Raw genomic sequence first — 14,013 nt, forward strand, 5'->3', positions numbered from 1 at the left:
ACATAGAAAGTGCAATGTTCGACTTGTGCGTTGCGCTTTTTTCTACTACGCAATCGTTTTCGTATTATTTTGAGATGATTATACCTTATTTTATAAAGAATAGTTGTAATTTTGCCACAAATAAAATTTAGCCTAAATTACAATGAGAAAATCAATCATCAAAACTATCGTGCTTTCAGCACTCTTGGCTCTGCCAGGCATTGCCAAGTCCCAGACTTTTACTGGTATTACTTCTGAGCAAAATGCCCAGAATACTCCTGAAGGATGGACAGCAGTTGAATTACCACAAATGCCAGCCATCACATCAGCTAATACGTTTAACATCAAAGACTATGGTGCATCTACATCGGCAGCAGATAACACCAAAGCTATTCAGAAAGCCCTGGATGCTGTTCCTACTACTGGCGGTATGGTCGTAATACCTGCTGGTACATGGATGTTTGGTAGCACAGACCAGATGACCAGCAAGACAGAGGTGCTCAGCATCAAGTCAAAAACAGTACTCCACCTTTGCGCAGGTGCCACCCTGAAGCTCGTGGAATATGGTAAGGCGCCTAACAACAAGACTATCTTTATTGGTTGTAAGAACAGAAAACAAAATGATATCATTATTGAGGGTGAAGGCGAGACATCTATCATTGATGGACAAGGAACTCGATGGTGGAAGGCTCGCGATAACAAGGAGACTTTCAATCCAGGAGCCATGATCCGCTTCGAACAGGGTTCTCGTTTCATGGTTAGAAATATAAAAATTCAGAACACCCCAGGTGTAAATCTTACCGTCAGCAATAGTGGTAAGGCAAGCCATGCAACTATCCATGATGTGACGATTTATAATCCAGCCTCAGATACTAAGACAGAACAGCCATCACACAACACAGACGGAATCTCTATCTGGGGGCACCATGTAAACATCTACGACTGTTTCATCAGTACGGGTGATGACAACGTAGTTTGCGATGATAATGCCCAGTAATGTACACGTCTGGAATTCTAAAATGGGTACAGGACATGGTGCATCATTTGGCAGTTTTACCAATAACATGCATGATATTATTTATGAGGACCTCACTTTCAATAATACAGATAGTGGATTCCGCTTGAAATCACAACGTGATAGAAGTGGCGATGTATATAATCTCATTTTCCGTAATTGTACAATGACAGGAGTGAGAAACCCTATTTATATCGAAACTTGGTACAATCTGAGTACAAAGCCAATTCCATCTGAAGCCACAGCAGCAGAAGTAACCCCAAAGACACCTGCCTTCCGCGACATTCTTATTCAGAATGTGACATCTACAGGTACTCCATACAATACAAGTGCTAAGGGATATTTCCCTATCTATATCTATGGTTTACCGGAAAGCTATGTCAAGAACATAACCTTAGATAATGTTCAAGTAGAAGCCCAAAAAGGTATGTTCCTTGCATTTGTGGATGGTATAACATTTAAAAATGGTTGCAAGATTACAAATAGCAAGGATGGAAAGCTTATTGCTAACCAATATGAAGTAAAAAATCTCACAGGTGATTATACAGGTAGTTCAACTGTAGATCCAACTCCAGGAGAAGCAGGAAACGTTACCTATACTTTGGCAGCAAACACCTGCAATTTGTCAAATGGTTCAACAGAAACCACATGGAACTTCAACAATGGTTGTTCCATCACTTCCGGCAAAGGTTATGCCACAGCTAAAAGCAATACTATCAAGTATAGCAAAGGAGTAAAATTCACAATCAACTTACCAGAAAACGTAACAATTACCTCTGCTACATTTGCTGGTTATACTAACGAAGATAATAAGATCTGCTACTTGTCCGAATTAGATGGTGCCAATTATGCTTCTAACAAATACAGCTTTCCAAGCCGTACTACAACCACAAGCACAGATACCAGTTACGATATCACATTAGCTACACCTGCAACAGGAGTCATGACCTTTACTCCACAGGATGCTCAAGCTGCATGGGTTATCACCCTCAAAGGAACAAAAAATAACACTAATGGTATCAAAGGTATTACATCTGATGTAAAGATTAAGAATGACAACAACGTCTATGACCTCAGCGGTCGCCTGGTAATCAAGAACGCTTCTACAAGCGATTTGCAGGCTCTCAACAAGGGTATTTATATCCACAACAACAGAAAGTATATTGCAAAGTAATAAAACACTATATCACTCAAAAAACGTGAGGGTGCGTCACAGACTTATGACACACCCTCCTTGTTTTATATTTTTTTTCTTCAGGGATTTCCTGAAGAATCTCATTCCTACTTATCAGTAGTTTTCTTGGCAGCAGGTTTTGCTGCTGTCTTGGCAGCTGCCTTCTTTGTCGCAGCCTTCTTTGTCGCAGTCTTGGCAGGCTTCTGTGCTTCACGCAGTTTCTCTACTTCCTTTTCTATCTTGTCCAACTTAGCCTGGAGACGAGTGATTTCCTTATCCTTCATCTCTATCTCCTCCTCCATATTGGTGACACTGGTCATGTAATTATCGAGCTGCTCATTGTCCATTTCTGGATGAAGAGAGTTTACTCGGTTGAGGAAGTCGCCCAGAATGTTCATGTAATTTGTGAAAGCATCAAATGGACTTGAATAGATACCACGGTCAAGACCCACATTACTTGGCTTGGTAGTCATGAAACGGAAGTTGTTGCTTGCCTGCAAGTAATCCCAGTCCTGATTGATACGAGGATCATTGGCAATACGTACACGGTCGGCTACACTATAGAGTTTGTTGAAAGCCTCACGCTGCATCGGATTTCCGAGCCATGTGCTGACATCACGCTCCTCATCCACCCAACTCAATGTATCAGGTACATTCAACTCGCCTACAGACTTCATCTTCTTGCAAATCTCTGAAGGTGTAGAGAAGGTGATGCCCTTCTGGCGTGCACATTCTGGCAATGCCTTGAAGAACTCGAGGATATTGCTGGACAATGGCTGGGCAATACCAAGTGCAGACAGTTCCATGAAGATATTGATAATCTGCTCTTCCTGTGGCAAAGCTGCTATCTCATTGATATAGGTATCAGCAAAAAGTGGATAACCATCCCAACTACTATTATTGAAACGCAAAGAGATATCATCGCTCAAACGGATATCACGGAGCAAAAGCTTCAGATTTGGAGCTATCGGACAATGATAAACATAGTGTGGAGACTTCCAGCCCAATACATGCTTGGCACCTTCGGTCAACATACCTTCGAAGCCCATCTGAGAAGCCTGCAAACCAATATCATCGCTGTAAATGAGTGATGAATTGCGAAGCACAGTTGGCTCCTTACCGAAATATTCCTTGATTTTGGAAGCCTGACGCTTAACCTCCTTGGCAAAGCTATCCTCATTGACGAGAGAGGCAAGACCATGAGAATATGGCTCTGCGAGGAACTCTACACAACCGGTAGCGTTCAGTTCCTGCAATTTTTCCAATACCTGAGGAGCATGCATTTCCAACTGTTCCATGCCGACTCCTGAGAGTGAAAAGGCTACCTTGAAATACTTGTTACTCTGATGGATCATCTCCAACAGGGCATTGAGCGCTGGCATATATGACTTCTCAGCTATCTCGCTGATAGAACGCTCATTCTCGTAATCATCATAGTAATAATGATCAGTACCGATGTCGAAGAAGCGGTAGCGTTTCAGATGGGTAATCTGATGTATCTCGAAATATAAACAAATTGTCTTCATAATTTGAAACTTGATATTTGAACGTTTAACTTTATGACAAGCAAAGACAAAGAGTTCTTCGCTCTTTGTTCTTCACTCTTCACTTAACCTACTTCCATCCTAAGGTTTTAAGGTATAAGTCCCTGATGCGGGCACCCACCTTTTCCCAGGTAATCTGGTCAACTTCCTTCTTGCCCTCCACAGAAAGATAGTCGAAAAGACTCTCATTATGACAGATACTGTAGATGGCATCTGCAAGGGCATGAATATCCCAGTAATCTACCTTGATGCAGTTGGTAAGAATCTCACCGCAACCACTCTGCTTGGAAATGATGGTAGGTGTACCACACTGCATGGCCTCCAAAGGAGAGATACCGAAAGGCTCACTCACAGAAGGCATGACATAGACATCAGAATCCTTCAGGCACTCATACACCTGCTTACCTCGCATAAAACCAGGGAAGTGGAAACGATCGGCAATACCTCGCTCTGCTGCAAGATAAATCATCTGATCCATCATATCTCCTGAACCAGCCATGCAGAAACGCACATTACGGGTACGATGAAGCACCATATTGGCAGCCTCAACGAAATATTCCGGTCCCTTTTGCATGGTGAGACGACCCAAGAATGTAACCACCTTCTCCTTGCCCTTATGATCAGGACGAGGAATATCCTGCCACTCCTGCTTCAATGGATATACCGCATTGTGCATAGCAAAGCACTTGCGTGGATCCTGGTGATACTGATTGATGACCGTCTGTCGGGTCAACTCAGATACACACATGATACAGTCGGCATTGTCCATACCATCCTTCTCGATGGAATAAACGGTAGGGTTTACCTTACCACGACTACGGTCGAAATCGGTAGCATGCACGTGAATGCACAATGGTTTACCACTCACCCTCTTGGCATGAATACCAGCAGGGAAAGTCAGCCAGTCGTGAGCATGGATAATATCAAATTCCTCACTTCGAGCTACCACACCGGCAATGATGCTATAGTTGTTGATCTCGTCGTGGAGATTGGATGGATAACCACCTGCAAAATCCATACATCCGAGGTCGTTGACATTCATATAGTTGAAGTCGGCATAGATATGATCGCGATAACGGAAATAGTCATCCGGATTCATAATATTGCCTACTCGCTGCTGTACGTAATCATGATTGACATCACGCCAGGCGATAGGCACACTATTCATGGCCACAATCTTACAAGCACTGCGGTCCTCATCACCGAAAGGATGAGGAAGACAGAGTATGGTTTCAATGTCACCCTGGGCATGCAAACCCTGAGAAATACCAAAGTTAGCAGTAGCCAAACCACCAAATACATGAGGAGGATACTCCCATCCAAACATTAATACTTTCATATAGCAGTCCTCCTTATTAATATTGATACTTATCGAGTAATTCGAGTGCACGCAGAATCTCTGCCACATTCATGGCAAAGGAAATGGCGCCACGTCCAGCAAATGGAGGGTTACCATCAAAGAGTTCGCTGATGGTACCGAGACAATGATAAGACATTTCTTCTTCATATCCCACCATCTGGCGCTCAATGAAGCTCAATCGGGTTCTTCTGTAGAGTTTCAAACTTGCCTCCATATAGAAACCGCCGAGCCAAGGCCATGCAGTACCTTGATGATATGCATAATCTCGCTGGCTCTGAGGACCTACATAGACAGGATTATAACCGCCACTCTTAGGAGAAAGAGAGCGCAATCCCTTAGGGGTCAGGAGTTCACGTGTACAGATATCGAGCACTTTCTTCTTCTGGTCTTGAGAAAGAGGAGAATAGTCGAAAGCGACTGGGAAAATCATATTAGGTCGAACACTCCAATCGATCATGTTACCATCTACATAGTCATAGAGATAACCATACTCATTGAGGAAAGTATCGAGGAAAGACTGCTTGGTCTTCTCTGCCAATTCCAGAAGATGCTGTTGTCTCTCTTGCTTGCCTTCCAGTTCGCAGAGAGCAGCACAGAAGCACAATGCATTGTACCACAACGCATTGAACTCAACAATATAACCACTTCTTGGAACTACAGGTTTTCCGTTGGCAGTAGAGTTCATCCATGTCACAGCCTTATTCTTTCCATCTGCGTAAAGGAGTCCGTTAGGATGCAATTCTAAGTTAGGATGGTGATTGCCTTCGATAAAGAGCATGACACTCTTGATGAACTTACCATATTTCTTCAGACATTCCTCCTTGCTGGTTTCCTTAGCATACTGCTGAAGAGCCCAGATTGCCCAGAGAGGAACATCCGGCTGTTCCAATTCGGTAATATTCACAGTGATATCCTTTCCTTCCATGAATTCCTGATATCCCTTCATGGCAGTCTTCATCACCAGTTCAAAGTAGTCATTTTCCTCTATAGAGAGGGTAAGACCCGGCAAAGAGATAAATGTATCTCGCGCACGGCACTTGAACCAAGGATAACCAGCCAGAATGTATCGGTCATCATTTTTCTCACGACGGTGGAACTGATGGGCAGCATTGACAAGACAATGGAAGAAATTGTCACGAGGGGCCCTTTCTGCCACTTCCTTATCAAAAAGTTTCTTCAATGTACCGGTCTTGATTTCAGATGTAGATGCAGCAAAGACTATGCTCTCACCTTTCTTGATTGGCATCTCAAAATAACCAGGTACATAAAGGTCCTCATTGGAAGCATAGCCACGCTCCTGCTCCTTAGGATACTCCACACCACGATACCAGTCTGGGGCAAAAACAAACTCATTCTTCTTGGAGAACTGCATATAAAGGTCAGGATAACCTGCATACATACAAGTCTTGATACCATTATCCACTGCAGAATACTCACGGGATGCTGTACTATTCTCATGGGTAAACTGACGCACGCTTCTGAATGCCAAGAATGGACGGAAACGCAAGGTGGTAGCTGAATGACAATCCACCATGGTGTATCTGATCAAGATGCGATCTTCATAATGCTGAAAAACGACCTCTTTCTTTAAGATGACACCACCTACACGGTAAAGCGTTGTTGGCACCTTATCGCAATCAAACTCACGAATGTATTTATGGCCCATCGGGCTAAAGTTGTTGCCTTGATACTTGTGCAATCCGAGATTGAATTCAGCGCCATGCTGAATGACTGTAGGATCGAGAGAACTCAGCAATACATGATTGTCGCCATCCAGTTCTGGAATAGGGACAACCAGCAAACCGTGATACTTTCGAGTATTACAATCAACAATCGTAGAGCACGAATAAGCACCCGAGCGGTTGGTTCTAAGCAACTCCTTCGGCAATGACTCCTGTAGGTTGGTCATCAGGGCCTTTTCGAATTTTAGATAACTCATAGATCTATATTAAGGTTTTTAATATTTTTTGTTGACTTTATTGCATCCAAAGGTAAGGAAAAAAAGCGAAACGACAAAGTTTTTTGGCAAAGAATTTAAGAAAATCGCTATATTTAATGTTTTATAAGCTTTTAAAGGGCAAATATTCCCCGTTTTTAAGTCACTTAGATGAATACACACAGTTTTGTGTAGCCTCTTTACAACAATCGCACAATCGAAAAAAGGTGCACCGGAACTTGTATTCCGATACACCTTATTATTCTTAAAACCTTATTATTCTTGAAAGAAGATCAATCTGACTACTGCGGTATCAGGAAGTTGATTACTTCCTGCTCCACCGTGATGCGGTAAGGTCCAACTGGCGTCTTCATCAATCGACCATCTACACCAATCATCGCATGAGAAGAATCCTCTACCACCACCTCTCTCGTGCGATAGGGATGCACACTTTTATGATTGAGGAATTTACCTTTGACGAAAAGATAAAAGCCTTCAAAGAGCTGGGTCATACCAGGATGATGAACAACAGAGACATCCAGCAGACCATTATAAGGCACCGCATTAGGAGTCTGTCCATATCCCGATGCATTTCCTACACACATGGTCATCACCCTACGCTTAATGACATCTGAATTGATGCGGATATGCATCTTATAGTCTAATCGCTGGAAAATCATCAGCACGAATGAGAAGAGGAACGACAGGGTACGGGAACCAAATACATGATGGGTCTTGCGACGCAGATTCATGATAGCAGCTATCAGACCAACATTCACACAATTGAGAAAATAGCGGTGACAGTTTTCCCCCTTCTTGTTCTGATAACGGATACAACCTAAATCAATCTTACGCACACGACGCTGCTGGAGCCATTTGATAGTCTGTTCATAATCACTATCATCAAATCCCCAGAAATGAGCAAAGTCATTCATCAGTCCATTAGGAATAATACCCAGCGCAATCTGATTTCTTACGGAAGCATCTACCTGCATCAGACAGTTTACTGCATCATTCAAGGCAGAATCTCCACCCACAATAACGATTGTCTTATAGCCATTGTTGATAAACATCTTAACCAGACGCTCTACACTTTTCTGATTCTCGCTTTGCACGAAATCATAGTCCACATGAAGTTGGCGCAAAACTTTCTCTATCTTAGTCCAGCGCGCACTGCTCCTCCATCCTCCTCGAGGGCAATAGAGCAAGCCCCATTTATTTTCATTTACAGCCACGTCGATTATTCTCCTATAATAATATTCTCTATATTAAATAATGTATATACAATCAGAAATCCATCTATTACTTATCCAAATATCTATCAATCATATAAATTGCTACTGATTAGATTTCATCAGTTCAAGAACCTGCTCTACCTTCTGGTCCATCGGTTGAAGTGCATCTATCCAATGAATGGTAAAACCCCTGCGCTCCATACCACGGAACCAGGTCATCTGCCTTTTGGCAAACTGATGAATGGCGATTTCCAATCCTCTCAGCATCTCCTCATAAGAAGTTTTTCCTATCACATATTCTGTGATAAACTTGTATTCCAACCCGTAATACAACAGGTTTTCTGCAGGAATACCACGATCGAGGAGTCCCTTGATTTCCTCTACCATCCCATTCTCCAGACGCTGTTTCAGACGGCGGGTGATTTTATCACGGCGGGCATCACGGTCGATACTCACTCCTATCACCAAAGAATCAACCGCAGGCAATTCCCGCTCTGGCATCGGATGTTCGAGATTGTAAGTTTCAATCTCAATCGCACGGATGGCGCGCTGCGCAGTATCTACATCTGTGCGATTGTGCATATTAGAACCATTCTTCGCCTTCAAATCCACCAACATATCTGTCAGTTCTTCCAGCGTTTTACCTTCAAGGGAACTACGAAGAACAGGATTTTGAGGAACTGGTGAAAGATGATAACCTTTCAAGACAGACTCGATATAGAGTCCGGTACCTCCACAGAGTATCGGAAGTACGCCACGATGAGTAATGTCCTGATAGGCATCATAGAAGTCCTGCTGATATTGGAAGAGATTATACTTGGTACCGGCATCACAGATGTCTATCAGATGATAAGGAATCAATTTACCCCCTACCGTATAATCCTCAAGATCTTTTCCCGTACCAATATCCATGCCCCGATAGACCTGGCGACTATCGGCACTGATAATCTCAGCCCCATGCGTATCGCCACCCCACATGGAAGAATCCATGCCATTGATATGCGAGGCAAGTGCAGCGGCAAGATTAGTCTTTCCACTGGCAGTAGGACCCAATATGGTAATCATAGAATGTTTCATGGCGCAAAGATACAAATTTTTCCGATACAGACAAACAAAGAAATAAAAAAAATGGGAAAACAAGGCAAGAAAAGGAGAATCAGTATGCCTTTATGCTATAAAACTTCAAGCCATTAGACAAAAAATAAATAATAAAAAAGCCTGGCATTGTAAAATGCCAGGCTATATATATTGTCGTAAATCGCTTCAGCGGTATTACTTCAACTCAGCGAGGTACTTGATAGTACGAACCATCTGAGAAGTATAAGAGTTCTCATTGTCGTACCAAGAAACTACCTGTACCTGATATGTGTCGTCGTCGATCTTGCTAACCATTGTCTGAGTAGCATCGAAGAGAGAACCGAAACGCATACCGATGATATCAGAAGAAACGATAGGATCCTCGTTGTAACCGAAGCTTTCGTTAGAAGCAGCCTTCATTGCAGCGTTGATACCCTCAACTGTAACGTCCTTACCCTTAACAACAGCTACGAGGATAGTTGTAGAACCTGTTGGAGTAGGAACACGCTGTGCAGAACCGATCAACTTACCGTTCAACTCAGGGATTACAAGACCGATAGCCTTAGCAGCACCTGTTGAGTTAGGAACGATGTTCTGAGCACCTGCACGAGAACGACGGAGGTCGCCCTTACGCTGAGGACCGTCGAGAATCATCTGGTCACCTGTGTAAGCGTGGATTGTTGACATGATACCTGACTGGATAGCTGCGTACTTGTTCAAAGTGTCAGCCATTGGAGCCAAGCAGTTTGTTGTACAAGAAGCTGCAGAGATAACTGTATCAGCTGGAGTCAAAGTCTTGTGGTTTGTGTTGTAAACGATAGTAGGGAGATCGTTACCTGCTGGAGCAGAGATAACTACCTTCTTAGCACCTGCTGTAAGGTGAGCAGAAGCCTTCTCCTTTGATGTATAGAAACCTGTGCACTCAAGTACTACGTCAACACCAAGCTCACCCCAAGGAAGCTCAGCTGCGTTAGGCTTAGCGTAGATAGTGATCTCCTTACCATCAACGATGATAGAGTTGTCTGTTGCCTCTACAGTGTGCTTGCCCTCGCCATACTTACCAGCGAAGCCACCCTGTGCTGTATCATACTTAAGAAGGTGAGCCAACATTTTTGGAGATGTAAGGTCATTGATTGCAACTACCTCATAACCATCTGCCTCAAACATCTGACGGAAAGCCAGACGACCGATACGGCCGAAGCCGTTAATAGCAACTTTTGTCATTTTTTTTAATATTTAAAATTAATGGTTTAAAATAATTCCATATTTTAAGCTCTCAAGCAATCCTGAAGTGCTGAAACATTCAAAAAAATAAGCTTTCAAGCATTTTTTTCTTTTTCCGAGCGCAAAGTTACTAATTTTTTTCTAACTTTGCACACGAAAAGAGTATTAAATAAATTAAAAAAGGATAGTTGAGGTTTAATCTTGCTATAAAAAAAGCAGTTAACATGTCAGACTGACAACTCCATATTGCAAAATTCAATCCTTTCACAAGAATGAAAAATGCATATCGGATGAAGAAATCAAACCCTATGATGCCTTACACCTTATTATATATATTGGAAAAATCATCATTCTGCAAGAAATGACAAAGTATAAATACTAAAATTATATCAACATTTAAATAAACAAAAGTAAAAGAATTAAGTTATGAGTAAATTTTTGAATGAATTCAAGGAATTCGCCATGCGTGGCAATGTGCTTGACATGGCTGTCGGTGTGATCATCGGTGGTGCTTTCGGCAAAATCGTAAGTTCTGTTGTGAATGATGTCATCATGCCTCCTATCGGATGGTTGATTGGTGGCGTCAACTTCGCTGACCTCAAGTTGACCTTGCCTACCGTACAGGTTGCCGGTGAGGAATTCAAGACTGCGACCATCAACTATGGTAGTTTCCTCCAGACCTGTTTCGACTTCCTCATCGTGGCTTTCTGTATCTTCATGCTCATCAAGGCGGTCAACAAGTTAGCTAAGAAGAAGGAAGAACCTAAGGAGCCTGAGGCACCAAAAGCACCAGAACCAAGTGCTGAGGAGAAACTTCTGATGGAGATTCGCGACTTGCTGAAATCACAGCAGAAATAATTGCCACAACAAAAAGTGACAATAAAAGAAGTCCCATACGATCCGCAGAATGCCATCTGGCAATACCTGGAATCGTATGGGACTTTTTTATTTAAAGATGGAATAGAAACCTTTGGGATTTCAACAGGTGCGTTTATCCCACTCCCAACAACTCAACTTCAAAGATAAGAGTAGAACCTCCTGGTATTCCTGGCTGAGAGAACTTTCCATATCCCATTTCGGCAGGAATATAAAGTTCCCACTGGTCGCCTACGTGCATCTGTTGCATCGCCACAATCCAACCATCTATCAGATCGCTCAATCGCATCGCAAACGGAGTTCCGCCACGGCTGGAATCAAACTTCTTGCCATTGATGGTCCAACCCGTATAATGAGCAGTCACAATGCTGCGCTTGCCTGGTTGTGCTCCATTTGGATCTCCCTGTTTCAACACCTTATAATATATACCACGAGGGAGTGCTTTCACACCTTCCTCTTGAGCCTTTTCTTCCAGCCAACGCTTGTTGGCCTCTACATATTCTCTTTTTGCCATATTTCAGATTACATGATATTATATTTGCGCCGCTAAGTTACGAAGAAAAATCGGAATGACAAAAAAAATCCGGTTTTATTTTGCCATGTCTTCTTTTTATGCTAACTTTGCATCCTAATCATCAAAAATACAATATGCCACAAACACTACATATTGCAATCATCGGTGGGGGTGCCGCAGGATTCTTTGCCGGCGAAGTGCTCGACATCGATGCCATCACCGGCGGCTTCAATCTGCAGGCCGCCTGGACCACGGGATATGTGGTGGGACAACATATCGGAGAATAAAAGGCGGGGGATTTCCTCGCCTTCGGGCTTTCTATCACTTTCTCAAAAACTTTTCTCCCCTAAAAAACTTGCCATATCAAATAATTATTGTAATTTTGCAGTAAGATTTTAAAAAGAAGATTATGGCAATAAAACTATATCCTTTAGGCATACAGACTTTCGAACGAATTCGAGAAGAAGACAAACTGTATATCGACAAGACGGAATACATCTACCGCATGGCTCACACCAACGGTAAATATTTCTTCTTGAGCCGACCACGCCGTTTCGGAAAGTCGTTATTGGTTTCCACCTTTAAAAACTATTTTGAGGGAAAGAGAAACCTGTTCAAAGGACTTGCCATCGAAAATCTGGAGAAAGAATGGACAGAATATCCTGTGCTGCATTTTGACCTGAGCGGAGGTAAGCACATGGAAAAGGACCAACTGGAGAGATACCTCGGTTTCATCTTGGAGATGGAAGAGAAAAGATGGGGTATCACCCAACCGCAGGTTGATGCCAACAACAGACTGACAGAACTCATCTATACGGCATACGAGAAAACAGGGAAACAGGTGGTTGTACTCATCGACGAATATGATGCACCCATGCTTGACGTGGCACACGAACAGGAGCAACTGGATGCTCTGCGAAACATCATGCGCAACTTCTTCAGTCCTCTGAAATTCTGCGAAGCAAAACTCCGTTTCGTCTTCCTTACTGGCATCACCAAGTTCTCGCAGGTAAGCATTTTCAGCGAATTGAACAATATCACCCTCATCTCTATGGACAAAGATTATGCAGGCATCTGCGGCATCACCCAGGAAGAACTGCTTACACAAATGCAGGAAGATATTGATATGCTTGCCCAATCACAGGACATGACGAGAGAAGCTGTCATTGCCAAACTGAAGGAACATTACGATGGCTATCATTTTGCCAAGGTATCACCAGATGTCTTCAATCCTTACAGTCTGCTCAATTGCTTTGCAGAAAAAGAATTTGGTGCCTATTGGTTCAGTTCGGGCACCCCTACCTATCTCATCAATATGCTGAATAAGTTTGGGATACTTCCCAACGAAATAGCTCCTACAGAAGCACTGGAATCTGCCTTCGATGCCCCGACGGAAAAGATGAAGACCATCACCCCACTGCTCTATCAGAGCGGATACGTCACCATCAAGGATTACAACAAGGATACCCAGCTCTATACCCTCGACATCCCGAACAAGGAAATAAGAGTAGGACTGTTTGACAATCTCCTGCCCAACTACGTGGATGGCAAGAGTGCCCAGCAAGGAGGCGTTACCATCGCAAAGATGGCATCCCTTATCCGCAAGCAAGATATGGATGGGGCTCTGCAGCTCCTGCAGGATTACTTCGAAACCATTCCGTATTGCCATGTAACCAATCACGAGGGACATTATCAGCAGATGCTCTACATCATCTTCACCCTGCTCACGGGATTTGTTCTGGATGTGGAAGTACATACACCAAGAGGAAGAGTGGATATGGTTCTGCTTACCCAGACCGACCTCTACCTCATAGAGCTAAAGCTCAACAAGAGTGCCCAGGCTGCCATGCGCCAGATGAATCTGAAGAACTACCACAAGCGCTTTGCTCTCTGTGGCAAACCTATCACAAAGGTAGGCATCAACTTCGACAGCACAACAGGCAGCATCAAAGATTGGATTATCGAAAAAGCATAACTTTACTGATATCACACTTCAAGATATCTCAATAAAAAAGGAGAAGACTCACAAGAATCTTCTCCTTTTTTATTGAGTTCTTTAGAATGAACTGATATTTTTCG

At 43.0% G+C, this 14,013-nt stretch carries 12 protein-coding genes; 5 read left to right on the forward strand and 7 right to left on the reverse strand.

The annotated features are described in order from the left end of the window. The first annotated feature begins 142 nt into the window (after window positions 1–142). Complete coding sequence (locus EXN75_RS18500) at window positions 143–976, forward strand: glycosyl hydrolase family 28 protein (protein WP_134843721.1); 834 nt, start codon at window positions 143–145, stop codon at window positions 974–976. Continuing rightward, window positions 966–2,168: a glycosyl hydrolase family 28 protein gene (locus tag EXN75_RS18505; protein WP_167639490.1), complete on the forward strand. Its 1,203-nt coding sequence runs from the start codon at window positions 966–968 to the stop codon at window positions 2,166–2,168. The genes EXN75_RS18500 and EXN75_RS18505 overlap by 11 nt, the downstream gene beginning before the upstream one ends. Before the next feature lie 107 nt (window positions 2,169–2,275). Here EXN75_RS18505 and EXN75_RS10180 read toward each other — a convergent pair whose 3' ends face one another. From EXN75_RS10180 to gap, 6 genes are all read right to left on the reverse strand, one after another. Beyond that, a complete protein-coding gene (locus EXN75_RS10180; RefSeq protein WP_134843723.1) occupies window positions 2,276–3,694 on the reverse strand; it encodes a glycoside hydrolase family 57 protein in 1,419 nt (472 codons plus the stop codon). A gap of 88 nt (window positions 3,695–3,782) precedes the next feature. Then, window positions 3,783–5,051: a glycosyltransferase family 4 protein gene (locus tag EXN75_RS10185; RefSeq protein ID WP_118118803.1), complete on the reverse strand. Its 1,269-nt coding sequence runs from the start codon at window positions 5,049–5,051 to the stop codon at window positions 3,783–3,785. Window positions 5,052–5,067: 16 nt separating this feature from the next. Then, window positions 5,068–7,011 carry a glycogen debranching enzyme N-terminal domain-containing protein gene (locus EXN75_RS10190; RefSeq protein WP_134843724.1) on the reverse strand — a complete coding sequence of 648 codons (1,944 nt, stop codon included), beginning with the start codon at window positions 7,009–7,011 and terminating at the stop codon, window positions 5,068–5,070. A 299-nt stretch (window positions 7,012–7,310) separates the two neighbouring features. Beyond that, window positions 7,311–8,243, reverse strand: a complete 933-nt coding sequence (locus tag EXN75_RS10195; protein WP_134843725.1) for a diacylglycerol/lipid kinase family protein — start codon at window positions 8,241–8,243, stop codon at window positions 7,311–7,313. A gap of 102 nt (window positions 8,244–8,345) precedes the next feature. Then, complete coding sequence (gene miaA / locus EXN75_RS10200) at window positions 8,346–9,320, reverse strand: tRNA (adenosine(37)-N6)-dimethylallyltransferase MiaA (RefSeq protein ID WP_134843726.1); 975 nt, start codon at window positions 9,318–9,320, stop codon at window positions 8,346–8,348. A 195-nt stretch (window positions 9,321–9,515) separates the two neighbouring features. Beyond that, on the reverse strand, window positions 9,516–10,544 hold the full coding sequence (gene gap, locus EXN75_RS10205) for a type I glyceraldehyde-3-phosphate dehydrogenase (RefSeq protein WP_022110706.1): 1,029 nt from the start codon (window positions 10,542–10,544) through the stop codon (window positions 9,516–9,518). Window positions 10,545–10,970: 426 nt separating this feature from the next. Between gap and mscL the strand changes: the two genes are divergently transcribed. Continuing rightward, entirely contained in the window at window positions 10,971–11,402 is a 432-nt protein-coding gene (gene mscL, locus EXN75_RS10210; RefSeq protein ID WP_134843727.1) for a large-conductance mechanosensitive channel protein MscL, read from the forward strand. 133 nt (window positions 11,403–11,535) lie between these two features. Here mscL and EXN75_RS10215 read toward each other — a convergent pair whose 3' ends face one another. Continuing rightward, window positions 11,536–11,934 (reverse strand): FKBP-type peptidyl-prolyl cis-trans isomerase, encoded by a 399-nt coding sequence (locus EXN75_RS10215; protein ID WP_022110708.1) that lies wholly within the window; start codon window positions 11,932–11,934, stop codon window positions 11,536–11,538. A 134-nt stretch (window positions 11,935–12,068) separates the two neighbouring features. On the opposite strand from EXN75_RS10215, the gene EXN75_RS10220 reads away from it, so the two are divergent. Together EXN75_RS10220 and EXN75_RS10225 are read left to right on the forward strand one after the other, a co-directional pair. Continuing rightward, window positions 12,069–12,221, forward strand: a complete 153-nt coding sequence (locus tag EXN75_RS10220; RefSeq protein ID WP_371318239.1) for a hypothetical protein — start codon at window positions 12,069–12,071, stop codon at window positions 12,219–12,221. A gap of 122 nt (window positions 12,222–12,343) precedes the next feature. After that, window positions 12,344–13,909: an ATP-binding protein gene (locus EXN75_RS10225; protein WP_134843728.1), complete on the forward strand. Its 1,566-nt coding sequence runs from the start codon at window positions 12,344–12,346 to the stop codon at window positions 13,907–13,909. Window positions 13,910–14,013 lie beyond the last annotated feature (104 nt).

The sequence above is a fragment of the Segatella hominis genome (genome assembly GCF_004535825.1).
Classification (GTDB): domain Bacteria; phylum Bacteroidota; class Bacteroidia; order Bacteroidales; family Bacteroidaceae; genus Prevotella; species Prevotella hominis.

Bases quoted from the DNA above. Each gene is read 5' to 3' on its own strand.
- EXN75_RS18500 (WP_134843721.1), top strand. From the start codon at position 143: ATGAGAAAATCAATCATCAAAACTATCGTGCTTTCAGCACTCTTGGCT.
- EXN75_RS18505 (WP_167639490.1), top strand. From the start codon at position 966: ATGCCCAGTAATGTACACGTCTGGAATTCTAAAATGGGTACAGGACAT.
- EXN75_RS10180 (WP_134843723.1), bottom strand. From the start codon at position 3,694: ATGAAGACAATTTGTTTATATTTCGAGATACATCAGATTACCCATCTG.
- EXN75_RS10185 (WP_118118803.1), bottom strand. From the start codon at position 5,051: ATGAAAGTATTAATGTTTGGATGGGAGTATCCTCCTCATGTATTTGGT.
- EXN75_RS10190 (WP_134843724.1), bottom strand. From the start codon at position 7,011: ATGAGTTATCTAAAATTCGAAAAGGCCCTGATGACCAACCTACAGGAG.
- miaA (WP_134843726.1), bottom strand. From the start codon at position 9,320: ATGAAACATTCTATGATTACCATATTGGGTCCTACTGCCAGTGGAAAG.
- gap (WP_022110706.1), bottom strand. From the start codon at position 10,544: ATGACAAAAGTTGCTATTAACGGCTTCGGCCGTATCGGTCGTCTGGCT.
- mscL (WP_134843727.1), top strand. From the start codon at position 10,971: ATGAGTAAATTTTTGAATGAATTCAAGGAATTCGCCATGCGTGGCAAT.
- EXN75_RS10215 (WP_022110708.1), bottom strand. From the start codon at position 11,934: ATGGCAAAAAGAGAATATGTAGAGGCCAACAAGCGTTGGCTGGAAGAA.
- EXN75_RS10220 (WP_371318239.1), top strand. From the start codon at position 12,069: ATGCCACAAACACTACATATTGCAATCATCGGTGGGGGTGCCGCAGGA.
- EXN75_RS10225 (WP_134843728.1), top strand. From the start codon at position 12,344: ATGGCAATAAAACTATATCCTTTAGGCATACAGACTTTCGAACGAATT.